The organism is Streptomyces chartreusis NRRL 3882, from assembly GCF_900236475.1.
Lineage (GTDB): Bacteria > Actinomycetota > Actinomycetes > Streptomycetales > Streptomycetaceae > Streptomyces > Streptomyces chartreusis_D.
Window position 1 is genome coordinate 8,842,093 of the sequence record NZ_LT963352.1, and the last position, 21,594, is coordinate 8,863,686.

Consider the following 21,594-nt stretch of genomic DNA (forward strand, 5'->3'; position numbering starts at 1 on the left):
ATGGTGTGTCGCCTCGTTGGCCGAGGCGGGCGGCGGGCGGCGGGCGGCGGGTGCGGGCCGGCCATTGGGTACGCGTCGGACTCTGTCCACAGGGCACCGGCCGACCCTGCATGTACTGCAAGATTCGGCTGGAGGTCGAGCACCTGTCGAAGGACCGCGAGGCGCCGGCCGTGTGGTTGTGGTCCTCGAAGGCCGGTGACACCGACGCCGGCTCCGGGATCTGGAAGCGGCCGACCGGTGGACGTGTCTGATCATCGCCGCTTACACACAGCTCCGGCTCGCCCGCCCTCTGGCCAGGGATCTGCGACGCCCATGGGAGCAGGCGCCCGCACTTGGACGGCTCACCCCGGCTCGAGTCCCCGGGGCGTTTCGGAACCTCCGCCAGTACATGCCCTGTCCCAAGACACTCATCGCTTCGCAAGGGTCGAGAAGTTAAAGAACAAGCTCAGCGCCTGTTCGGAAGCTGCCGTGCCAGCAAAGCGGCGGGCTCACAAGCCGACATCAACCAGGGGTGCTCACGCCTTCCGGGCCAGCCAGACCCATGTCGTATATTGTGCGAATTTGCAACTTCGCTCGGTTTGTCCAAGGGAAGGTATCCATGGGTAGAGATAATCTTGACACGGTCCGACGCGTGTACGACGCGTTCGCCCGTAAGGACATCGACGCCGTGTTCGACGCGCTTTCGGCCGACGTCGAGATCTATCAATCAGAACTGGTGCCGTGGGGCGGCAACTACCGCGGACATGACGGAGCCCAGGAGTTCTTCGGGCGTCTCCTCGGCAATATCGAAAGCGCTGTGACGGCGGACGAGATGATCGAGGCCGGGGACCACGTGATCCAGATCGGCCACAGCCGCGGACACGTAAAGGCCACCGGTGTCCGGTTTGACGTGCGTGATGTGCACGTGTGGACACTGCGGGACGGCAAGGTAGTGCGCTTCGAGGCGTATCTCGACACCCCTGCCATGCTGGCTGTTCTTGGATGATCAGGCTGCCCCGCGCCAGACCGGAAAGCCGCGTCTCCGTGGGACAGGGCGCCAGCGGCCCGGGCGGTGTGCAGTCAAAACACGCCGGGTGATGGCGGTGGCGTCATGGCCTGCTCGCCGGCGGGCGGACGGGTGGCGGAATGCCGGCATCGCGACGGCGATGGCGGTGCCGACAATGGGGACTGTCGCGGCGATCGGGGACCGGTCGGAGGCGTCCGCGGTGAAGAACACCGGGAGGCCGAGTAGGGCCGAGATCACCGCGAGCCCACGACGGCGCGCATGGCGCGGGGCTGCCCCGGCCGGCGGGCTGGTAGGCGGCCAGGGTGACGGGCCCCCAGCAGCGTCCCGGTGATGGCGACGCCGGGCGGCGGCCCGGGGTGCTGCCACAGGCCGACGAGGCCGGCCAGGTCGAGTGCGGCGAGAACCGTGCAGAGCGTCATGCCGACGGTGCGATGCATCAGATGTTTCGATTCTCGTGCGAGCGGTCGTCTCAGCGGTCGGGGAGCGAGGACTTGAGCCGGTCGACGCCGTCGCCCTGCAGGGTGTCCAGACAGGCGGTGCGTCCGGTCGAGAGCAGCAGCAGGCCCAGAGCGGGCCCGGCGATCTCCGGTCCGTCGCCCACCGCCCAGTCGGTGTCGGTCGCCCGGAGGGTGAAGCCGGCCAGGTGGCGCTCGGCATGGAACGGCCAGCCCATCGCCCAGACCCGCCGCAGTCCTTCGCGACTGTGCTCGGCCGGGACGGGGAGCTGTCGGGCGAGCGGGAGGGCGATGTCCTGACCGTGGACGATCGCGTCGAACAGCGCGTTGCGGGTGTCCAGCACCTTCGCTGTCCGTCGGGTGCCGGCGTGGCTGCGGATCGCTGCGACCAGGTCCGCGGGATGCCGGGAGCCGTGCCGGCGGGCCAGCACGGTATTGATCCGGTCGGGGCTGAACCGTGCACGGGGTGCGACCGCGACCATGTCCCAGGTGGTGATGGTAGGGACCAGGGCGAGGTGTCCCGCAACGTCGCGCACACGCCAGCCCCGGCACAGCGACTCCTGTTCCCATTCGGCCGGGGTGAGTTCTTCCAGCAGGTCGGCGATCCGCAGACGCGTCGCGCGGACCGCGGCCCAGTAAGGGTCCGAGTCGCTCATAACAGTCTCCAAAGGTCCGAACCTCGGACCATATTAGTACGAGGTTCGGACCTTCTGCAATGATGGGGGCATGACCGACGGCAACGCTGACGAGCTCAACCTGGGACTGCTGATGTTCATCCCGTACCGCTTCATGGAGTCGGCCGTGATGGCCGCCCTGAAGTCCGCCGGACACGACATCTCGCTCACCCAGGCACGGGTCTTCCAGCGGATCAGGCCCGAGGGCTCGCGGCTGGCCGAGCTGGCCGAGGCGTCACAGGTCAGCAAGCAGACCATCGGCTCGATCGTCGACCAGCTCGAACGAGCCGGCTACGTCCGACGCGTTCCCGACCCGCGCGACGCACGAGCCCGACTGGTCACAATCACCGCCCGGGGCCAAGAGCTCATCGAGCTGAGCCTGCCCGTCGTCCGCGACATCCAGCGGCAATGGACGGCCCACCTGGGCCCCGGGCGCACCCGGCAGTTGAGGCAGGCCCTGGAAGCGCTGCGGGAGATCACCGATCCACACCGCTGACCACACGTATCCGACTCCCGGCGCGTGCCTGCTCGCCGAGAGCAAGGTGGTCGCAGCCGCCCACTGGTGGCCCCCGGTCGGTGATCACGCGGGTGACGGTCACCGACGACAGCGCGGGTGGGTTGGCCGTCAAGAACCGAATCGCCGCGGTCACTCCGCAGACGTTCGTGTCCCTGGCACGGCTGCGCGTCACACTAGCCCTTTCACTTCAGGCACATCCAGACCAACCGGCACGCCGACAGGGCCCGGGGTCCTGCCGTCACCTGCCCAACGGATCGCCTTCGGCGCCGTCGGTCTGGGTACGCAGCATCGTGTGGCCGCCGTGATGCAAGGGCGTGTCCAGCTTCCATCGGGCTGCTTCGCTCCCTGTTCGGGCATCGAAGACGTGGACTTCGCCGTGGCCGCCGCGGGTGACGGCGACCCAGTCGGAGCCCGGCGAGGCGGCCACCGCACGGCGTTGGACGCCCTCCCACGGGGTGCCGCCACGGCGGGGCGCGCCGTCCATGGCGGGGAGGGCGACGCGGTGGGCGGTCTCGCCGTCGGAGTCCAGCAGGATCAGCTCGTCGCCGTCCGGGTGGACGCGCGTGAAGGCGGTGTGGTCCTTGGCGAGGGCCAGTCGGAAGACCAGCCCCGGGCCGAGCTCCGTCAGGGTCGTACGGTCGGCGTCGAGGTCGTGGCACCACGCCTGGTTCGTCCACTCCGGCCATCGGAGGGGGTCCGCCGGGCCGCCCCGCAGGGTGGACCACAGTGCCGGGCGCCGCGGGTCGAGCCGCAGGTACCAGCCCCGGGCGGACGAACCCCACGGGATCACCGGCTCCGCGACGAGTGCGTCGCCCTCACGGCGTGCCCGGTGCACGCCCGTGCCGGTGGCCGCGAAGACCTGGCCGAGGTCGGGGACTTGGGCGTCTCCGTGTCCGTCGTCCGGGAGCGTGAGGTGTGCGTGGGCCGTTGCCGCCGGGCAGCCGGGCGGAGCGCCGAGAAGGTCGGTGAACCGGTGGACGGCCAGTGCGCCGGGCTCCCTGTGCCGCAGGACGACGAGGGGGTCCCCGTCGCCGAGCACGGTCACTCCCGGCTCGCCCACGCGCGTGCGTACCCGGGCCGCGTCTCCTGTGGTGAGGTCGACGACCGTCAGCAGGTCCGACCACGGCTCGGCGTTCTTGCCCAGGCCTGTCGTGACGGCCACCCACCGGCCGGACGGGTCGCAGGCGAGGTGCTCGGCCGGCACGGCGACCGGGATCGCGGTCTCCACCAGTTCCTTGCCGAACGGGTCGAGCACCAGCAGCTCGCCCCTGCGGTCGTCGACGCAGGCCGTCCGCCCGCCCGACAGTGCCAGGAACCCCGCGTGCTCGGAGAGGTGGCGGCCCGTGAGGCGGCCCGCTTCGGTGCCGTCCGGCAAGGTCAGCAGGTGGACGCATCCCGTCACATGGTCGGACGCGAGCAGCAGAGGGGGTGCGGTGGTCATCGATGCCTCCAGGAAAAAGGATCTGATGAAAACGATTATCATGTATCTTCGGTGCGTTCCGTGGACCCTGAGAAGAAGCGAGGGCATCGATGCTGCGCTCACCGTCGAGATTCGTCCGAAGCTGGATCACCGCAGCGATCGTGGGTTCGGCCCTGGTCGGTTGCGGCGCGTCCGCCGAACCCGCCGGCGAGGAGACCACGGCCGCCAAGAAGACCGATGTCAACGTCGAACCCATCAAGGCCGCACGGGAGTTGACCGATACCAACGGCGTCGAGATCTCCCTGAAGAAGGAGCCCGAGCGCATCGTCTGCCTGTTCGCGCTCTGCGACGACATCCTGACCGAGCTGGGCATCGTCCCCACGGCCACGAACAGCGCGCTCCTCGCCCACCCGGACTTCCTGGGGAAGGAGAAGGCGAAGGAGGTCGATGTCATCCCCGGCGGGTTCATCGCCCCCGAGGTGGAGGCGATCCTCTCGCACAAGCCCGATCTCGTGATCGGCCTGAAGGACACCCACGGCAAGCTCGCCCCGGCGCTGAAGGGCGCCACCACGTTCTGGCCCATGCAGCCCGAGTCGTGGGAGGACAGCGTGGGCTACCTGCGCGATGTCGCTGCGCTCACCGGCCGCACCGCCGAGGGCGAGAAGGCCGAGAAGGCCTTCCGCACCAAGCTCGCCGAGGCGGAGAAGAACAAGAGCGACAAGACCGCGCTCATCATCTACGGCAGTGACGAGAACTTCGGCGTCGCCACCCCGGAGACGGACGTGGGCGCCAGCCTGTTCCCCAAGCTGGCGGAATACCCGTGGAAGTCCCGTGGTGTGGAGGGAAGTTACAGCCTTGAGGAGATCCTCGCCCGTGACGTCGACGTGTTGTTCGTCGAGACGATGAGCTTCGGGGAGGCGGACGGAAAGCTGTCGGAGAAGCTGGCGAAGAACCCCTTGTGGGGCAAGATCCCGGCGGTGAAGAACGGAGACGTCCACGAGGTCGACTCCGAGGTGTGGGCCAAGGGGCGCGGTACCCGTTCGCTGGGCATCGTCCTCGATGAGGCCACGGCCGCGCTGCGGTGAGCGCGCCCACCGCGACACGCGCCGGGGCAGGTGAAACGGCATCGGGCGCACGGCGGTCCGTGCGGGGCGCGGGAGCATGGCAACTGCATGCCGTCGTCGCGCTGTTGGTCGCCGCCTCCGCCTGCGCTCTGACTCTGGGCACCCCCTACGTCCCGTTGCACCGGCTGCCCGGTGCGCTGCTGGACGCGGACAGCACGCTCTCCGGGATCGTGGTCGGCGAACTGCGTGTGCCCCGGCTGGTGCTGGCGCTGGTCGCCGGGGCCTGTCTGGGTGCGGCGGGGCTCGTGCTGCAGGAGGCGCTGCGCAACTCCCTGGCCGTTCCGGAGATGCTGGGCGTGTCGTCCGGGGCCGCACTGGGGGTGGCTGCTCCGCTGGTTCTGTCGGTGTCCCTCCCCGCCGCCGTCCAGCCCCTGCTGGCCATCGGCGGGGCCGCGCTCGGCGGCGTGCTCACGCTGCTCGCCGCGGGGCTGGGGCGCAGTCCGTCCGCCGTACTGCTGACCGGCGCCGCGGTCGCCGCCGCGTTGCAAGCCGCGCTGCTCGTGCTGATGGTCATGGCCGACCAGCTCGACCTGCAGCTGATCTACCGCTATCTGCTGGGTTCGCTCTCCGCCCGTACCTGGGAGGACGTGACCGGGCTGTGGCCGTGGCTGCTCGTCGCGGTTCCCGCGCTCGTGCTGTGCGCGCCGGTGCTCTCGGTGCTGCGGCTGGGGGACGAGGACGCCGAGGCGCTGGGCGTGCGTGCGCAGCGGGCACGGTTCGCCGCGCTGGCCATCGCCGTCGTGCTGATCGCCCCCGTAACGGCCGTGTGCGGGCCGGTGGCGTGGGTCGGGTTCCTCGCTCCGCACCTGGCGCGATGGTTCAATCCCGCGGCGGATGCGGTGCGTTGGCTGCCCTGGTCCGCCGCGTGGGGCGCCGTCGTCGTGGCTGTCGCCGACGTCCCGGCCCGGCTCGCGCTGGCACCCGTGGAGACGCCGGTCGGCGCGTGGACGGCCCTGCTCGGCGTGCCCACCGGGGTCGCTCTGCTCCGGTCGGGCAACCACAGGCCGGCAGCCCTGCGCCGAGCGGCGGGCTCCGGTGTGGGCCCGGCGCCGCAGGGTGCCCAAGCCATGTCCTCCTCTCCTTCGGAGAAGGAGGCCCGGTGAGCAGGCGTTTCACGGTGCTCGCCGTACTCGCCGTCGTGTGCGCCGGTGCGGAACTGGTGGCCGGGCGCGGCATGTCCCCGGCCGTGGTCTGGGACGTCCTCGGCGGCGGCGGTGATACGACGGAGCGGCACATCCTGCTCCAGCTCCGGCTGCCCCGGCTGCTGGTGGCCCTCGGTGCGGGGGCGTGCCTCGGCGTGGCGGGCCTGGTCCTGCAGTCGGCGCTGCGCAACCCCGTCGCCGGGCCCGAGGTGACGGGTGTGACGCCGGGCGCGGTGCTCGGGGCCGTCAGTGCGACCGGCCTCGGGCTCGCGGGGTGGGAATCGCCCCTCGCCGTGGTCGTCGCCGCGTGCGTGGGCGGTTGCGCCGGTGCCGCGCTGCTGTGGCTGCTCGCCGGGCGCGGCCGAAGCGACCCCGCGCAGACCGCTGTGCACGGGGTGCTGGTGTCCGCCGTGCTCGGTGGGCTCACCGCCATGGTGCTGCTCGTCGCGCCGGGGGAACTCGGCAGCGTCGTGCAGTGGCTCGTCGGCACGACGGAGGGCAGGGTGTGGCAGCACTGGCACCTGCTGTGGCCGTGGGCGCTGGCCTGGAGTGCCGGGGCCTGGCTGCTGGCCGGGCCACTGACCCTGCTGCGCTGCGGGGACGACACCGCCCTGGCCGCCGGCCTGTCCGTGAGGCGGGCCCGCACCCTCGCCCTGCTGTGCGCGGTGGCGCTGACGGCGGGCGCGGTGGCGGCCGTGGGGGCGCTGGGATTCGTCGGGCTGCTCGTGCCGCACCTCGCCGTGGCCGTCTTCGGCGCCGATCTGCGGGTGACCCTGCCCGGCTCCGCCCTGGTGGGCGCGGTGGTGGTGTGCGGGGCGGACGTGGCGGCGCAACTGTCCTCGCGGCTGCTGGCGGTCGCGCTGGACTCCGGGCGGTTCACGCTGCCGGTAGGGGCCCTGACCGCCTGCCTCGGGGCCGCGCTGCTGCTGGTCGTCGTGCGCCGCGCGCCGAACCGTACGTTCTGATGTCGACTTAAGGACAGAGCATGACCGAGTCCGTGGGGATCCGCGTCGAGGGGGTCCACTTCGGCTACCCCGGACGACCCGTGCTGCGCGGGGTCGACGTGAGCGTCGAACCGGGCGAGCTGACCGCCCTCATCGGCCTCAACGGCTGCGGGAAATCAACCCTGTTGCGGCTGGCCGCCGGGTTGCTGCGGCCCGACGAGGGGCGCGTTCTGCTCGGCGGGGACGACCTCGCCCGGCTGTCCCGGCGCGCCACCGCCCGGCGTGTGGCGCTGCTGCACCAGTCCGCCCCGGCCGTCCCCGGTATGACGGTGCGGCAGCTCGTCCGGCAGGGGCGGTACGCGGAGCGCGGCCCGCTCGGCATGCTGCGCGAGGGCGACGACCCCGTCGTACGCCGCGCCCTGCGTGACGTCGGCGTGGAGCAGTGGGCCGAGCGTGACGTCGACGCCCTGTCCGGGGGCGAGCGGCAGCGCGTGCGGCTCGCGATGGCGCTCGCCCAGGACACCCGTGTCCTGCTGCTCGACGAGCCGACCACCTACCTGGACCTGCACCACCAGCTCGACGTGCTGCAGACCGTCGTCCGGCTGCGCGAGGAACGCGGCCTCACGGTCGTGATGGTCCTGCACGACCTCGCGCACGCCGCTCGGTTCGCCGAGCGGATCGTCGCGCTGCGCGAGGGCCGCGTGGTGGCGGACGGGATGCCGAAGGAGGTCGTCACGCCCGGCCTGCTGGCGGATGTCCTCCGGGTGGCCGGCCGAGTCGGCCGGGATCCCGAGGGTGGCTGGCCGGTGTGTTACCCGGATCACCCTTTGCCAAGTATTGAATATGAAAATCAGATTCATTAGAGTGACGCGTGGCGCTCGACCGAGCGCCGTATCTCCCTGAGGAACAAGGAGAGTTCATGGACAACGAGCAGGTCTTCGCGCAGATCGCCGACCCGGGCCAGCTGGCCCACGACTCGGCCTCGCACTCCAACGCGCTCGTCGAGAACCCCTTCGAGGACACCGAGGAGTAAGCGAGGGCTCAGCGCTCTCGCCTGTGGGCCCGCCCGTCGTCTGCTGGGCGGGCCCACGCCATCCAGGCCCTTCCCACAGGAGGATCGACGTGTCCCACAGCCAGCTCGTACCTGGGGTCGAGGTCGTCGCCGTACCGGAGCGCGGTCTCGCGGTCCGCACGGCCGAGGGGGAGTTCCTCAGCGTCAGGACCGCAGACGCGGACCAGGACGCCCTGCTCTCCCGCCTCTCCGGTACGGCCGGGGTCGAGCCGGACGACGAACTCGTCCGCATCGTCCGGGCCTTCGAGGACGCCGGGTACCTGGCGGACGGACCGCAGTGCCCGGGATGGCCGGCCGATCGCCGGGACATCCGGCTGCTGGGCGACCCGGTTCTGACCGAACCACTGGCCGTGCTCCTGCGCTCCCTGGGCGCCGAGCCGCGAACGGCGCCGCCCGCCAGCGCGGCTGACGGGCAGTCACACTCACCCGGCCACCTGCTCGCAGGAGACCCCGCCGCCGTCGTGTGGTGCCTCGACGGGCCCGTACCCGAAGGGCTGTGGGACGCTGCCGACCGGCTGCCCGAGCGCGGCATCGCCTGGCTGCGATGCCACCGCGAGGGCTGGCAGGCGTACGTCGAGCCCCTCGCCGCCACTCCGGGGGACGTCACCTCGGCGCACGTCCGGGCCCGCCGGCTCGCCGCCACACCCGCCCACCGCGAACTGGCCGCCTACTGGAGCGGGCCTCGTACGTCCGGACCGCCCGTGCGGTTCACCGTGCCCGCCGCCGGGCTGCTGGCCGCCCTGCTCGCCGACGACCTCAGCCGGTGGATCACCGGCGCACCCGACACCGGCGAGCTGCCCGCCCGGCGCCGGCTCCGGCGTGTCGACCTGCGCACGCTGACCGTCACCGAGCACCCCGTGCTACCCGTCCCGGACGTAGCCCCGATGCCGAAGCAGGCCGGATGAGGCCGTCCACCGTGGCCGTCGAAGGGCTCGCCACCGACGTCCGGCTCCCGGACGGCGACGGTCCCTTCCCGGCCGTCCTCATCCGCACGCCCTACGACCGCAGACGGCACCACGCCGAGCTGCGCGGCTGGGCCCGCCGCGGGTTCGCCGCACTGGTCCAGGACGTACGGGGCCGGCACGCGTCGCCGGGGGAGTGGCACCCGTACGAGAACGAGGCCGCCGACGGAGCTGGAGCCGCTCGCTGGATCCGCGGGCAGTCCTGGAGCGACGGGCGGTTGGTCGCCGTCGGCTCCTCCTACGCCGCCCACTGCGCCCTCACGCTCGCGCTCGACGCACCCGAGGACGCCCGGCCCGACGCCGTCATCGCCGCCGTGCCCGCGCTCGGCACCGCCGACACGGCCCGCGAACCCTCGGGCGCGGAACGGCTGCTGGCCCGCGCCGGCTGGTGGGCGGCTCACGGCGACCGGCGCGACTCCGACGAGAGCGCACTGGACAAGGCCCTGGCCGCGGACCCCGGACTGCTCACCCACCTGCCGCTGACCGGCCTCCCCGCAAGGCTCGGCCGGAGCCTGCCCTCCTGGCCGGACCTGTGGCGGCACCACGAGCGCGGCCGGCTCCTCTCGCAGGCCCAGCACGCCGGAATGCCCCTGCTCGCGGTGGGCGGCCACCACGACCACTTCACCGAGGACACCGTCGAACTGTGGCGCCGCTGGGGCGGACCGTCGGCACGGCTCCTGCTGGGTCCCTGGGGACACGGTCTCGTCACCGAGCCCGGACCGGACGCAGAGGCCGCGCACCGGGTGAGCCTCGGCGAGCTCTACGTGCGCTGGGCCCGCCCCGCCCTCGCCGGGGAACTCCGCCCCGGGCGCCGTGGCGCGGTCGGCCTGGGCGGCAGCCCCCTGTGGCTGCCCGCGGGCACGGAGGGCGAGCCGTACGGTCCCCGCGTACGGCTGCTGCGCGGCGCCTCCTTCACCGCCGACCCGGAACGCCCCGTGTCGTCCGCGGACCTGGCCGTCCCCACGGACGGTCAGCCCGATCGCTGTCTGCTCGCCACCCCGCCACTGCCGCGTCCGCTGGACGTGGTCGGCCCCGCAGAGGTGCGACTGCGTGCCACCGCCCACACCCCGTCGGCCGACTGGGCCGTCCGGCTCGTCGCCCTCACACCGGAAGGGGTGGCCGAGCGGCTCGCCGTCGGCGTCGTCCGACGCGAGGAACCACCAGGACGCCACGCCGAGATCACCGTGCGCCTCGGCCGGCTCGCGCGGCGGCTGCCGGCGGGCACCCGGCTCCGCCTGGAGATCGCCGGGCACCACTTCCCGGCCCACGCCCGCAACCCCCACACCGGCGTCGACCCGGTCACGGCCACCCGGCTGCTCGCCTCCCGGCGCGAGGTCGAGGCCGGGAGCGTGGCACTCCGGCTGCCCGTGCTCAGATCCCGCCCCACACCCACTGATCCCGCAGAGGAGATCCTGCGATGACGCCGCTGCCGCTGGAAGCACTCGTCGACCCCGTCTGCGGCGTCGTCCGCAAGGTCAAGCCCGTCGAGCACCCCGCGGGCGCGCCGCCCCGCTACACCGCGCTCACCGCCGAGATCGCCGACGCTCGCCGGCTCGGCCTGTGGCCCGCGGACCGGGTGTCGCTCGGCACCACCTTCGGCGACCCCGAAGGCGCGCGAACCGCCGCCATAGCGGAGGGCGTCGAGCGGTACTGCGGCAACCGCGTACCGCCGCCCGGCCACCCCGACGCGCCGCTGCGCGCCACGGCCGCCGAGCTGGCCGACAAGGGGCTGCGGCTGTACGGGCCGGATGAGCTGCCTGCCTACGCCGACTGGCAGTACGCCCGCGAGAAGTTCCCCTACCACCCCCTCACCGCCGACACGCCCTCCCTGTGGACGCGCGGCAGCGAACTGCTCCCCGGGGGACGGACCGCCGAGGTCTGGGCGCCCGTCGCCCTCACCCACCTCAACTGGCGCCAGGGCGAGCTGCGTTCACTGCCGCGCACCCACCACCTCAACTACGCGGGGATCGCCACCGGACAGGGCTTCGACGACGCCGTCGAGCGCGGCCTGCTGGAGGTCGTCGAACGCGACGCGCTCGAACTGTGGTGGCACCTCGACGGCCCGGCCCGCGGCATCGACCCGGCCAGCGTGCCCGGCCTCACCGACGACCTCGCCGGATCCGCGCTCGACGTCCATCTCGTCGAGATGCCCTCGGAGTTCGCCCCCTGCATGGCCGCGCTCGTCCACGACCCCCGGCTCGGCCTGTACGCCGCCGGGTTCGCCTGCAAGTACGACCCGGCCGAGGCCGCCCGCAAGGCCGTCCTCGAAGCCGTCCACACCTGGGTCTTCACCCAAGGTCTCACCGACCCCGACGGCTGGGTCTTCCAGGCCGTCGAAGCCGGGCTGCTGGCCCGCGGGCTGTACCTGGACCACCGCGAGGACGGCCGCTATCTCGACGCGTGCGGCGAACAGTTCGAGCACGTACGAGACCTGGGCGCGCACGTCCAGGTGTGGCTGGACGAGCGGATGGCGCCCGAGGCCCGGCGGTTCACCGAGCCCGCGCACGGGACCGTGTCCATCGACGCGGTCGAGCCCGGCAGCCGGGACCGGCTGGCAGGCGCGCTCCACGAGCGCGGTCACCGCGTCATGACCTTCGACCTCACCACCGAGGACGTGGCCGAGACACCGCTGCGCGTCGCCCGGGTCCTCGTCTCCGGGCTCCTCCCCAACGCCCCCGCCGCCTTCGGCTACTTCGGCTGCCCTCGCCTCGCCGAGGCCGCCGTCGCCCGTGGCTGGCGTACGACCGCGCCGAGCGCGCCGGAGGACTTCACGCTGGCCCCTCCGCCCCACATGTGAGGACCGGCCTCGTGAAGCACGTGCATGCGGCGCACCCCGTGGACGCGAAGGAGCACGGCCCGGTGGACCTCGTCACCGCCCTCGCCCGCGCCCGCTCCCCGGAGGGCCCCGGCCCGGACACGCCCGCCGGGTCCGTTGTCCGTGCGTGGCCGGGGCCGCCGTGCCCCATCCCGAAGGCCGACCCCGGGGAGCTTGACCTGCGGGCCCTGCTCCGGCTCTCGCTGGCGGCCTCCGACGGCTCCGGACGGCTGCGGCCCGCCCCCTCCGCCGGTGCGCTGCACCCGGTGGACGCCGAGCTCGTCGTGGGCCCCGGCTGCCCGCTGCCGTCCGGACGCTACGGCTACGACCCGCTGCGCCACCGCGTGCACCGCCTCGGCCGGCAACCCCACGGGACGCTGCCCGGGGCGACCGTAGAACTCTCCGTCACCCCCCAGCGCACGGTCTCGCACTACGGCCACCGCGCCTGGCCGCTGATGTTGCTGGACACCGGGCACGTTGCCGCAGCGCTTTGGCTGGCCGGGTGTGTGCTGGGCCTGCCCGAGCCGGTACTCCGGCTGGACGGCCCCGCCGACGGACCTGTTGCCGCAGTGCACTTCGCCCTGCCGGAGGGGACGCGCCCGCCCGACGGGACCCGCCCGCCCGAGCAGACGCGCCCGGCCGCGCACGCGCCCACTCCCCGCGAGCTGCTGACCCGCCGCAGCGCGCCACCACCGCTGCGGGGCACCCCACCCCGGGACGTCCTGCGGGCGCTGCTCGCCACCACCGTCCAGGCGAGCGCCGGTGAGATCTCCTGGTGCGCGACCGTCGGCGAACCGCAGCCCGAACTGGTCGAGCCGGCCCCTGACGGCACACTGCGGCGGCTCGCAGCGGGGGAGGCCAGGCCCACGCTCGCCGTATGGGCCGCACGCCAGGCGTGGATCGCGGACGCGGGCGCCGTCCTGCTCGCTCACGGCTGCCCGTCGGACGCCGACGCCCCGCGGATCCGCCGGGCCCACCTGCGGGCCGGCTTCGCCACCCACCTCGCCCACGTGGCCGCCCTACGGCACGGGCTCGCGGCCCGCCCCGTCGGCTCCTGGCAGCAGGCGGACCTGGGCGCCGCGCTCGGCGCCCCACCGGGCCGGGACTGGATCGTCCACGGCCTGGCCCTCGGCACCACCCACCACGACGAGGAGAAGCCCTCGTGATCGTCCACCCAGAGTTGCGCCGCGCCGCACGGCACGCACCGCGGCCCCTGCTCGCGGCCACCCTCCTCCAGGCGGCCGTCACCCTCACCCATCTCGCGCAGGCCGTGCTGCTGGCGGTCGCGCTCGCCGACGTGTCCCGGGGCCGCACGGAGCGTCTCCCGCTGCTCCTCGGCGCGGTGCTCGGTGTCGTCACCGCACGCGCCGGGCTCGCCAACTGGCAACGGCGCACCGCCACCCGCGCCGGGGCCGGAGTCAGGGTGGCCCTGCGGGACGAACTCCTCGCCCACCTCGGACGGCTGGGCACCGCGCACCTGACCACCGCACGCGCCGGGGCCGTCCGCACCACCCTCGTCGACGGTGTCGAGGGCGTCGACGCCTACGTCTCCCGCTACCTGCCCCAGCTCCTGATCACCCTCGCCGTGCCGCCCCTGCTGCTCGCCGCCGTGGCTGCCGTGGAACCGGCCGCTCTCCTCGGCCTCGTCCCCGCCCTGCTGCTCGCCCTGCTCGGGCCGCGCGCCTGGGACCGGCTGCTGGCCAAGCGTGGCAAGGAACACTGGGACACCTACGAGGGGCTCGGCGCCGACTACCTGGAGGCCCTGCAAGGCATGCCCGCCCTGCGGGCCGCCGGTGCCGTCGGGCGCGCCCGGGAGCGGCTGGAGAAGCGGTCGGCGGCGTTGCACCGGGCGACCGTCGCCAAGCTGCGGGTGTCCCTCGTCGACACCGGCATCACGGACCTGGCCATCCAGGGCGGCGCCGCGGCAGCCGCGCTCCTCGCCTGCCGGTCCGCCGTCACCGGATCCACCACGGCGACCGGCACCTACCTCGTGCTGCTGCTGGCCTCCGAGTGCTTCCGTCCCGTGCGCGACCTGTCCCGCGAGTGGCACGCCGGGTACCTGGGCGTGTCGGCCGCGGACGGGCTCGCGGCGCTGCGTACCGCCGAGCCGGCCGTCCGCGACACGGGGACGGCACAGGCGAACTGGCCAGGATCGCCCGAACTGTGCTTCACCGGCGTCGACTTCACCTACGACGGTGCTGAGACGCCCGCGCTCCGCGGTGTCACCTTCACCGCCGAGGCGGGACGTACGACCGCGATCGTCGGCCCGTCCGGCGCCGGGAAGTCCACGCTCCTCGCCCTGCTCCTGCGCCACCACGACCCGCAGCACGGCCGGATCACCCTCGGCGGTCGCGACGTGACGGAGTACGCGCTCGACTCGCTACGGCAGGGCATCGCCGTCGTCTCTCAGGAGACGTACCTCTTCCACGCCACCATCGCCGACAACCTGCGCCTGGCCCGGCCGGAAGCGGCGGACGAAGAGCTGATGCGCGCGGCACGAACCGCCGGCATCCACGACGAGATCGCCGCCCTCCCCGAGGGCTACGCCACCGTCCTCGGTGAACGGGGCGCCACCCTGTCCGGCGGCCAGCGGCAGCGGCTCGCCCTCGCGCGAGCCCTGCTGGCCGACGCTCCGGTGCTCGTCCTCGACGAGGCCACCAGCGCGGTCGACGAACGCCGCGAGGCGGACATCGTCCGTGAACTGCTCGCCGCAGCGGGCGGCCGGACGGTCCTGGTGGTCGCCCACCGGCTCGCCGCCGTCCGGCACGCCGACCGCATCGTCGTCCTCGACGGCGGACGGGTGGACGCCGTCGGCGAGCACACCACCCTCATCGAAGCCGGGGGCGTCTACGCGGAGCTCGTCAAGGCGGGCCACACCTACGAAGGAGGGCTCGCCGCATGAGCAGCACCACCGGCAGCACGACGGTGGACGTGCCCGCGCGCGGCTCACTGCGCGCACTGCTCCCCGCCCTCGCCGGGCACCGCCCCATGATGGCCCGCACCTGTGCCGCCGCACTGGTCGAACAGGGCTCACTCGTCACGTTGCTGACGCTGGCCGCGCACACCGTCGGCACCACCGTCATCGAGCACCGCGCCCCGTCGGCCGGCACGGCCACCGCGCTCGTCGTCCTCGTCCTCGTCCGCGCCCTGATGACCTGGCGCGAGATGGACCTCTCGCACGACCTGGCCTACCGGGTGCTGGCCGAACTGCGCGTCCGTGTCTTCGACGGACTCGCCCGCAGCGCGCCCGCCCGCGTCGCCGGCCGGCGCAGCGGGGACCTCGCCGCCACCGCCATGGCCGACGTCGAAGCACTGGAGTTCTTCTACGCCCACACCACCGCCCAACTCCTCGCGTCCGGGGTGGTGTTCACCGGCGGGGCCACTGTGCTGGCCACCGTGGAGCCCTGGCTGCTGGTGGCGGTGCTGCCCGTCGCCGCGCTGCTCGCCGCGGCTCCCTTCGCCGACGCGCGCGGACGCGCGGCGCGCGGCGCCCGCACCCGGGCGGCCGCCGCGAAGCTGTCGGCCGACACGGTGGAGACCGTCGACGGGCTGCGTGAGCTGCTCGCCTTCGGCGGGCTGGCCGAGCGGCGCACGCGTCTCGCCGAACAGGGCCGCACGGTGGGGGAGGCACAGCGTGCCGAGGCCGGCTGGGAGGCCCTGGCCGCCGCCGTCCGCGACCTCCTCATCGTGTGCGCGGTCCTCGGCGTGGTGGCCGCCGCGGCGCAGTCCGTGACCTCTGGACGGTTGCACGGCGCCTGGGCTCCGGCGGCGATGGCGCTGGCGCTGTCCGTGCTGGGTCCCGTCGCCGAGTCGGCCCGGGCGCTGAGCCAGGCCGTGGGACTGCGCGCTGCCGCCGCCCGGGTCGACGCGGCCGTGAAGGCCCCCGCTCTCGCCCCGCCGCCCGTCTCGCCCCGATCGCTTCCCCCCGGCCCGCTGGGCGTCCGCCTGCACCAGGTTCGCTTCGACTACGGAGGCCGACCCGTGCTGGACGGACTCGAACTGACAGTCCGGGCGGGGCAGACCCTGGCCCTGGTCGGTGTCTCGGGGGCCGGCAAGTCGACCTGCGCGCACCTGCTGGCCCGCTTCTGGGATCCGTCGGAGGGAACCGTTCACCTGATACCCGCCGCCGGCGATCCCGTCGACGTGCGTGACCTGAGCGATGCCGCACTCCGGCGTGCCGTCGCCGTGGTGGGCCAGGACACCCCCCTCTTCCACGGCACCCTCGCCGACAACCTGCGGCTGGCCGCACCCGACGCTGACCAGGACCTGCTCGCCGAAACGGCCCGGCTGTGCGGCGTCGACCGGATCGCCCCCCTGGACACCCTCGTCGGCGAGCGCGGCTCGACCCTCTCCGGTGGCCAGCGCGCCCGCATCGCGCTCGCCCGCGCGCTGCTGGCCGAGCCGAGAGTCCTCGTGCTCGATGAGACCACCGCCCACCTGGACAACGCCGGTGACGCCCAACTGGCCACCGCACTCGCAAAGGACGACCGCACCACGATCGTCATCGCCCACCGCCCTGCCACCATCCGCCGCGCCGACCGCATCGCCGTCCTCGAAGCGGGCCGCGTCACGGAGGAAGGCACCTGGGAGGAACTCACAGCCCGGCCCGGCAGCGCGCTGGGTCGCGTCCTGGCCTAACCTCGTCCTGATCCGGCCTCCCTCCCGATGGCGGGACTTCCAGCGACCGGCCAGAGGAAGGGCCGCGAGCCAGCGACGGCCGCCCGAGGAGGACGGTCGCTGCGGTGGCGCCGACGTGCACGAACGGTGGGTCGTCAGGCATGCCCGGAATCGGCTCCTCCCCGCCTTCTTCGCCGGCCAATCTTTCCGGGGTGCCCGCATCGGCGGCAACGGCGGCCTTCAGGCGCCCGAACTGACCGTGGGCGGCGGGATGTACCTCGACTCGGGCTTCACCTGCACCGGACAAGTTAACCTCTACGGAGCCTCGATCGGCGGTTCTGTCAGCCTGGCCGACTGCCGGCTGCGACGACTCCGACGGCGTCGACGACCTGGCCGACGTCCTCGGCCCAGCGCCCATGAGTGACGTGCCCTGGCCCGCTCGCCTGTCGCCCAAGGCCCTGGCCGTCCTGGACGACCTGCCCGAGCACGCGCGCGAGATGCTCCGCGACGTGCTGGGCATAGCCGGTCGTGACCCGTGGTCCTCTCGCCCTTCGACCCCCGCGACCCCGAGGACGTCCGCTCCGCCTCGGTCGGACACCTCACGCCGTGTACTGGACCAACCGCACCGCCGGGCGCCTGTACGTCGTCGACATCGCCTGGCCAGGCTGACTGACTCCGAGCGCCCCACGGTGACTCGTCATGAAGAAGCGGCAAGTCTCCGACCTGCATGAGTCCGGCTCTATCGAGCGCCCACCAGACGGAGTCGCCGTGCGCGGGCGAGGCCGACCTGGTCGTGGCCAAGCACCGCAACGGGCGCAACCGTCACCACCGTGGCTTTGTATCTCAGTGGGGGCAGACCTCCGGGGATCGGGCGCCTACCTGTCAGCGCCTTTCACCAAAACCAGGTGCGGCCCTCTCCTGTCAGCTCCTCTGCGACAGCGAGACCCCAGGGGCGCTGTCGGTCCTTGACAAGCTCTCAGGGGGTGAATCAGAGGCGGAGTCAAGGTCCGACACGCTTGCGATGGTCCGACAGAGTGAAGGACCGCCGGTTCATTCACCGCCCCGGCCTAAGGTCTTTCTTAATACGCCCGCGACCAGGCTCATTTGACGGTACATCAGGGCGGCCTTGAATCCCCACGAGGTGCCCTCGTATGCGCCCGGTTGGCCGCTGAGCGTCACACGTCAGTGACCTTTGAGGTGCCGCCGGGAAATTCCCTCAGTAGGTTCATTCCCGGATCGGCAGTTCAGCCGATTTTCCTCAAAGAAGGAGAAGACTGGAATGCAGAAGCGTACCGCCGCCCTGATAGCCGGCGCCTCGGCAGCCGTGGCCATGACCATCACCGGCGTCACCTACGCCTCCGCGGAGGCCCCCCAGTCCGCCGCGTCCGTCCAGGAAGCCGTCCGTCCCGCCACGGCTCCCCTCGGCGGCGACAGCGACTACGACTACAAGAAGGACTACCGCGAGGCCAAGAAGGACGGCGGCGACAGCGACTACGACTACAAGAAGGACTACCGCGAGGCCAAGAAGAACGGCGGCGAGATCCAGATCAACGAGCGCACGTACACGGCCAACCCCGGAGCATGCGTCGCCGTGGTCCGCCCGGCTCTCACTAGCTTCAACATCACCAACAACACCGACAGGATCGTTCAGTTCTTCAGCGGGAACAACTGCAACGCCGGCGCTCCTGTCGCCACTGTTCTGCCTGGTGGCAGCCAGTTCGGTGTCGTGGGGACCGTCACGAGCAGCTTCCGCGTGATCGACAACTAGAACCGGGGCAACGACCGACCCCAAAGACGTCACCACGGGGAGAGACAACCGCGTCATCTGGAGCTCCGGCCCGCCGTAACCGGGCCGGAGCTCCAGCGTAGTGTATTTCCAAACTATGAGCCCATCCGGTAATGATCGCAAAGGCGCATGGACCTTTGATCGGGAATCGGCGCGTTGCATCGAAGAAGTGTGATCGACTGACGTCACTGTGGAATCACTACCGGAAGAGTGGCGGGAGTGATGGTGCTACTGAAGTTGGTCAGACGATGGACGAGACCTGCAAGTGTTCTGTACGACGGCGAGGTCTTGCGCCAGCTCGATGGCAGCGCCGTACGCGCTCGCTACTGGGTGAAGAGGACGCCGAGGGAAGCAATTCGTCTGCTGCACAGGGCCCGTCAGTACAACATTGCGGCGGCCGCACTGAGCATCATCACAGGGCTCCTCGCCTGGCCGATCATCGCCGACGGTTCCCGCCTCACCGCCCAGATCGTGGTCTCCACGCTGTCCTGCCTGGCTGCGGTGGCCATCGCAGCGCCCTACGCAACCGGCCTGCATGACCGCGTGGAGGAATCCATCAAGCTCTGCGGAATGTACGGAGCACTCTACGGTGAACTGCTCCGCGCACAGGGCCACCTCGGCACGCACCCCGCCTCGCAGCCGCGGGTCACAGAGCTCATCCAACAGTTCAACGATGTCACCACACGCAAGGATGCCCTCAGGCTCGCCTCGCCAGCCCCGGACCCTGAACAGGCGTCCGGTGAGTAGCCGGCTTCTGTTCCTTCAAGGGCACGTCTCGCAGCGACCGTCGAGCGGTACGTGAAAGACCAGATCCGCCGGCCCTGCCCAGACCTCGCTCGGGGCCTGGCCGATGTCGTAGGCGCCCGATGGCAGCCCCACGTCCGCGAACGCGCCCGTCGCCAGGCTGCCACCACCACCGGTCTCGTCATCGACACCCGCGCGTGATTCGGCTTCACAGCCGCCCCCGGCACCACCGACGACGTGCGCTTCCGCACGCTCACGGTGCGCAAGTACAACCACTCATGCCGTTGACCGGCCAGGCTCGAGCGTCGCCCAGACGTAGCGCGCGGCACCGCCGGTCAGCTCCGCGACACCGCTCTTGTCCAGTTCGGCGCCGCCGCAGTGGTCGAAGGGGTCTCTGATGGGCAGTCCGGTGAGGTTGCCGTCTCGCCGCGGCTCCGACCGGCCGCCGACACCGCTCCCCGACCGGTGCTTCTGCCACACCCACGGTTACGGCGACAACAAGGCCTTCTGAGGTACTTCGAGCGGCACCGCACTACGTGTCAGCAGCTGCCCCAGGACCCACACGGCGCGAGATCAAGACTGACCTAACGGAGCCCTACCGGCCTCCTGGCGCTTGCGCCAGTCGGTCTGTGACGGGTGTGGTCGCTGGTCGCGTCGATCGCCGCTCTTACCGCCCGTTCGATCAGCGAGATGCCGCCTTGCTTCGACGCGTTGCCGCTGCTGAGGACCGAAACCAGGTACCGGTGCCCGTCCACCGTGACCAGTCCGATGCTGTTGATGACCCACAGCCCGGTTGTGGTCCGCTGCACCCAGCCGTTCTTGAGTGACCATTGGGAGGACGCGGCCGACACACCCCAGTCCTGGCCCTCCGTGATGTCGCCCATCAGCTCCCGGATGTAGGCCTGGGATTCAGGGTTCAGCCCTTCGCGCGTGCGGACGGAGTTCGCCGACGCGTAGGGGAAAACCGACTGCAGCAGCCGGATCTGGTCCTTGGCTGTCGTCTGTGTGAGGCCCCAGTGAACGCCGGGGCCGCCATGTGTCGAGGAAAGCCCCAGCCGTTCGTTCGCCGCGTCGAGGCCTTCTCCCCGACCAATCGCCCGCCACAGGAGGTCCGCCGCGTCGTTGTCGCTCGTTTTGATCATCGCCTCGGCGGCCTGGCGCTCCTCGGCTGTCAGTTCGCGGCCCTCATCCTGCGCCTGGAGCAACAACGCCGCGAGAATGTTCACCTTGCTGATGCTCGCTGTGTTGAACGACGCGTCGCCTTGGTAAGACGCGATCTTCCGGTCAGCACAGTTGAGGTCGCGCACGACCACAGCCAACCGGGTCTCATCGTCCCTCAGTACCGGCTCGAGCGCCCGCGCGAGAGCCGCGCCGGGTTTTTCTGACGGTTGCCCCGCCAATGCGGCGGCTGGCGCCTGGCCGGGCAGGGGGGACGTCTGCACCTCGTCGAGCGTGCCGGTGGAAGAACAGGCGGCGAGCGACGCCATGACCGCGGCGGTGGCGCAAGCCGCCAGTGCGTGCGGGCGCAGGGCGACGCAACGGGATCTTCTGAGCTCCTCATACGCCGCGTCGCGCTGTCCATCGGGCATGGCGGGTAGGCCTCGGTATTCCTGTGGAGGGAGAGGACAGTAGTCCCGTAAATATGACATATCGGCCATGCGTGCAGTGATCAACAGTACGGCAGGGCGTGTCGCTCCCGAGGGGTCCGCAATGTCCGCGCCCGCCGTAAACCGGCAGGCACTAGACCGGTGCAAGGAGTCTGGTCACTCGCCGGGAAGCGGCACCTGAACCACGGCGATGTCGCGGGCGCGACGTCGGGCTGCACCAGGTGCACCCTCAGGGCGCGCCCCCCCGCGTTGAACGTCCACACCCGCCAGAGGTATGTGCACTCTGCTGGCCGCCGTGACCAGGCGGCCCGCGCGGTGACGCTGATGCTGACGTTCGCCGGTGGCTGCACCTGGGCCAAGACCCGCCGCCTGGCCGAGCCCTCAGCCCACGATGACGACCTGCGCATCGCGGCCTACCAGCTGATGGACGCCGCCGGCCTGCAGCGTGGCCGGCTGACCGGTCTTGTGTTGAAAGGGGCAGGACGAGGCCGGTATCCGCACCTACGCCTTCGTCGGCCCGCTCCTGCCCCACTTCGCCACCCAGCCCGAGCTTGTGGACGACCTCTTCGGGCAGCTCGTCGAGGCGGGAGTCGGTGAGGTGTTCATGGAGCACATCGACGTCAAGCGCTACATCCGCGAGCGCATGGACCAGGTCTCGCCGACGAGACGCGAACGTCTGGGCCGGTCGACGTGACCACCGCACAGATCA

The 21,594-nt window shown here is 71.9% G+C and carries 22 protein-coding genes and 3 pseudogenes; 20 read left to right on the plus strand and 5 right to left on the minus strand.

All coding sequences use genetic code 11. The features are described 5' to 3' along the window. Positions 1-110: 110 nt before the first annotated feature. The 3 genes and pseudogenes from SCNRRL3882_RS41425 to SCNRRL3882_RS39810 all read left to right on the plus strand — a co-directional run bounded on the left by SCNRRL3882_RS41425 (position 111) and on the right by SCNRRL3882_RS39810 (position 985). Positions 111-251 carry a hypothetical protein gene (locus SCNRRL3882_RS41425; protein ID WP_197709825.1) on the plus strand — a complete coding sequence of 47 codons (141 nt, stop codon included), beginning with the start codon at positions 111-113 and terminating at the stop codon, positions 249-251. Next, positions 209-400 (plus strand): annotated as a pseudogene (locus SCNRRL3882_RS42480) (transposase); the annotation flags it as partial. The gene SCNRRL3882_RS41425 and the pseudogene SCNRRL3882_RS42480, both read left to right, overlap by 43 nt. A gap of 231 nt (positions 401-631) precedes the next feature. Continuing rightward, positions 632-985, plus strand: a complete 354-nt coding sequence (locus SCNRRL3882_RS39810; RefSeq protein ID WP_050810339.1) for a nuclear transport factor 2 family protein — start codon at positions 632-634, stop codon at positions 983-985. A gap of 254 nt (positions 986-1,239) precedes the next feature. Here SCNRRL3882_RS39810 and SCNRRL3882_RS39815 read toward each other — a convergent pair whose 3' ends face one another. Continuing rightward, the gene (locus tag SCNRRL3882_RS39815) at positions 1,240-1,443 is read right to left on the minus strand and encodes a hypothetical protein (RefSeq protein WP_010048285.1); all 204 of its coding nucleotides are present in this window, start codon (positions 1,441-1,443) and stop codon (positions 1,240-1,242) included. A 32-nt stretch (positions 1,444-1,475) separates the two neighbouring features. Continuing rightward, positions 1,476-2,117: a maleylpyruvate isomerase family mycothiol-dependent enzyme gene (locus SCNRRL3882_RS39820; protein ID WP_010048287.1), complete on the minus strand. Its 642-nt coding sequence runs from the start codon at positions 2,115-2,117 to the stop codon at positions 1,476-1,478. 70 nt (positions 2,118-2,187) lie between these two features. Between SCNRRL3882_RS39820 and SCNRRL3882_RS39825 the strand changes: the two genes are divergently transcribed. Continuing rightward, a complete protein-coding gene (locus SCNRRL3882_RS39825; protein WP_010048289.1) occupies positions 2,188-2,631 on the plus strand; it encodes a MarR family winged helix-turn-helix transcriptional regulator in 444 nt (147 codons plus the stop codon). Positions 2,632-2,890: 259 nt separating this feature from the next. Here the strand turns inward: SCNRRL3882_RS39825 and SCNRRL3882_RS39830 are convergent, their stop codons facing one another. Beyond that, entirely contained in the window at positions 2,891-4,093 is a 1,203-nt protein-coding gene (locus tag SCNRRL3882_RS39830) for a hypothetical protein (RefSeq protein ID WP_010048291.1), read from the minus strand. An 89-nt stretch (positions 4,094-4,182) separates the two neighbouring features. Between SCNRRL3882_RS39830 and SCNRRL3882_RS39835 the strand changes: the two genes are divergently transcribed. From SCNRRL3882_RS39835 to tpg, 14 genes and pseudogenes are all read left to right on the plus strand, one after another. Then, a complete protein-coding gene (locus tag SCNRRL3882_RS39835; RefSeq protein WP_010048293.1) occupies positions 4,183-5,157 on the plus strand; it encodes an ABC transporter substrate-binding protein in 975 nt (324 codons plus the stop codon). 104 nt (positions 5,158-5,261) lie between these two features. Continuing rightward, positions 5,262-6,299, plus strand: coding sequence for an iron chelate uptake ABC transporter family permease subunit (locus SCNRRL3882_RS39840; protein ID WP_010048295.1), 1,038 nt, complete (start codon positions 5,262-5,264; stop codon positions 6,297-6,299). Beyond that, entirely contained in the window at positions 6,296-7,303 is a 1,008-nt protein-coding gene (locus SCNRRL3882_RS39845; protein WP_010048297.1) for a FecCD family ABC transporter permease, read from the plus strand. Before SCNRRL3882_RS39840 ends, SCNRRL3882_RS39845 begins: the two co-directional genes overlap by 4 nt. 20 nt (positions 7,304-7,323) lie before the next feature. Beyond that, complete coding sequence (locus SCNRRL3882_RS39850; RefSeq protein ID WP_010048299.1) at positions 7,324-8,145, plus strand: ABC transporter ATP-binding protein; 822 nt, start codon at positions 7,324-7,326, stop codon at positions 8,143-8,145. 56 nt (positions 8,146-8,201) lie between these two features. Further along, positions 8,202-8,315 (plus strand): streptamidine family RiPP, encoded by a 114-nt coding sequence (gene amiA, locus SCNRRL3882_RS42330; RefSeq protein WP_010048301.1) that lies wholly within the window; start codon positions 8,202-8,204, stop codon positions 8,313-8,315. An 89-nt stretch (positions 8,316-8,404) separates the two neighbouring features. Next, positions 8,405-9,259: a hypothetical protein gene (locus SCNRRL3882_RS39855; protein ID WP_010048303.1), complete on the plus strand. Its 855-nt coding sequence runs from the start codon at positions 8,405-8,407 to the stop codon at positions 9,257-9,259. Further along, a complete protein-coding gene (locus SCNRRL3882_RS39860; RefSeq protein ID WP_010048304.1) occupies positions 9,256-10,737 on the plus strand; it encodes a CocE/NonD family hydrolase in 1,482 nt (493 codons plus the stop codon). The genes SCNRRL3882_RS39855 and SCNRRL3882_RS39860 overlap by 4 nt, the downstream gene beginning before the upstream one ends. Next, entirely contained in the window at positions 10,734-12,113 is a 1,380-nt protein-coding gene (locus SCNRRL3882_RS39865) for a YcaO-like family protein (protein WP_010048307.1), read from the plus strand. The genes SCNRRL3882_RS39860 and SCNRRL3882_RS39865 overlap by 4 nt, the downstream gene beginning before the upstream one ends. Positions 12,114-12,124: 11 nt before the next feature. Beyond that, a complete protein-coding gene (locus SCNRRL3882_RS39870; RefSeq protein WP_010048308.1) occupies positions 12,125-13,297 on the plus strand; it encodes a nitroreductase family protein in 1,173 nt (390 codons plus the stop codon). After that, on the plus strand, positions 13,294-15,033 hold the full coding sequence (locus tag SCNRRL3882_RS39875) for an ABC transporter ATP-binding protein/permease (RefSeq protein ID WP_010048310.1): 1,740 nt from the start codon (positions 13,294-13,296) through the stop codon (positions 15,031-15,033). Before SCNRRL3882_RS39870 ends, SCNRRL3882_RS39875 begins: the two co-directional genes overlap by 4 nt. Beyond that, on the plus strand, positions 15,030-16,769 hold the full coding sequence (locus SCNRRL3882_RS39880; RefSeq protein ID WP_010048312.1) for an ABC transporter ATP-binding protein: 1,740 nt from the start codon (positions 15,030-15,032) through the stop codon (positions 16,767-16,769). Before SCNRRL3882_RS39875 ends, SCNRRL3882_RS39880 begins: the two co-directional genes overlap by 4 nt. Before the next feature lie 1,258 nt (positions 16,770-18,027). Further along, positions 18,028-18,516, plus strand: coding sequence for a hypothetical protein (locus SCNRRL3882_RS39890; protein WP_102514946.1), 489 nt, complete (start codon positions 18,028-18,030; stop codon positions 18,514-18,516). A gap of 240 nt (positions 18,517-18,756) precedes the next feature. Then, positions 18,757-19,281 (plus strand): hypothetical protein, encoded by a 525-nt coding sequence (locus tag SCNRRL3882_RS39895; protein WP_040904384.1) that lies wholly within the window; start codon positions 18,757-18,759, stop codon positions 19,279-19,281. Positions 19,282-19,317: 36 nt separating this feature from the next. Beyond that, positions 19,318-19,539 (plus strand): annotated as a pseudogene (gene tpg, locus SCNRRL3882_RS42100) (telomere-protecting terminal protein Tpg); the annotation flags it as partial. A 15-nt stretch (positions 19,540-19,554) separates the two neighbouring features. On the opposite strand, the gene SCNRRL3882_RS42105 reads toward tpg, so the two are convergent. Together SCNRRL3882_RS42105 and SCNRRL3882_RS39910 are read right to left on the minus strand one after the other, a co-directional pair. Further along, positions 19,555-19,758 carry a hypothetical protein gene (locus SCNRRL3882_RS42105; protein ID WP_010048322.1) on the minus strand — a complete coding sequence of 68 codons (204 nt, stop codon included), beginning with the start codon at positions 19,756-19,758 and terminating at the stop codon, positions 19,555-19,557. 104 nt (positions 19,759-19,862) lie between these two features. Continuing rightward, positions 19,863-20,867, minus strand: coding sequence for a serine hydrolase (locus SCNRRL3882_RS39910; RefSeq protein WP_010048323.1), 1,005 nt, complete (start codon positions 20,865-20,867; stop codon positions 19,863-19,865). A 309-nt stretch (positions 20,868-21,176) separates the two neighbouring features. Between SCNRRL3882_RS39910 and SCNRRL3882_RS42110 the strand changes: the two are divergent. Next, a pseudogene (locus SCNRRL3882_RS42110) lies at positions 21,177-21,359 on the plus strand (hypothetical protein); the annotation flags it as partial. A 79-nt stretch (positions 21,360-21,438) separates the two neighbouring features. Then, entirely contained in the window at positions 21,439-21,579 is a 141-nt protein-coding gene (locus SCNRRL3882_RS42115) for a hypothetical protein (protein WP_010048324.1), read from the plus strand. The last annotated feature ends 15 nt before the right edge of the window (positions 21,580-21,594 follow it).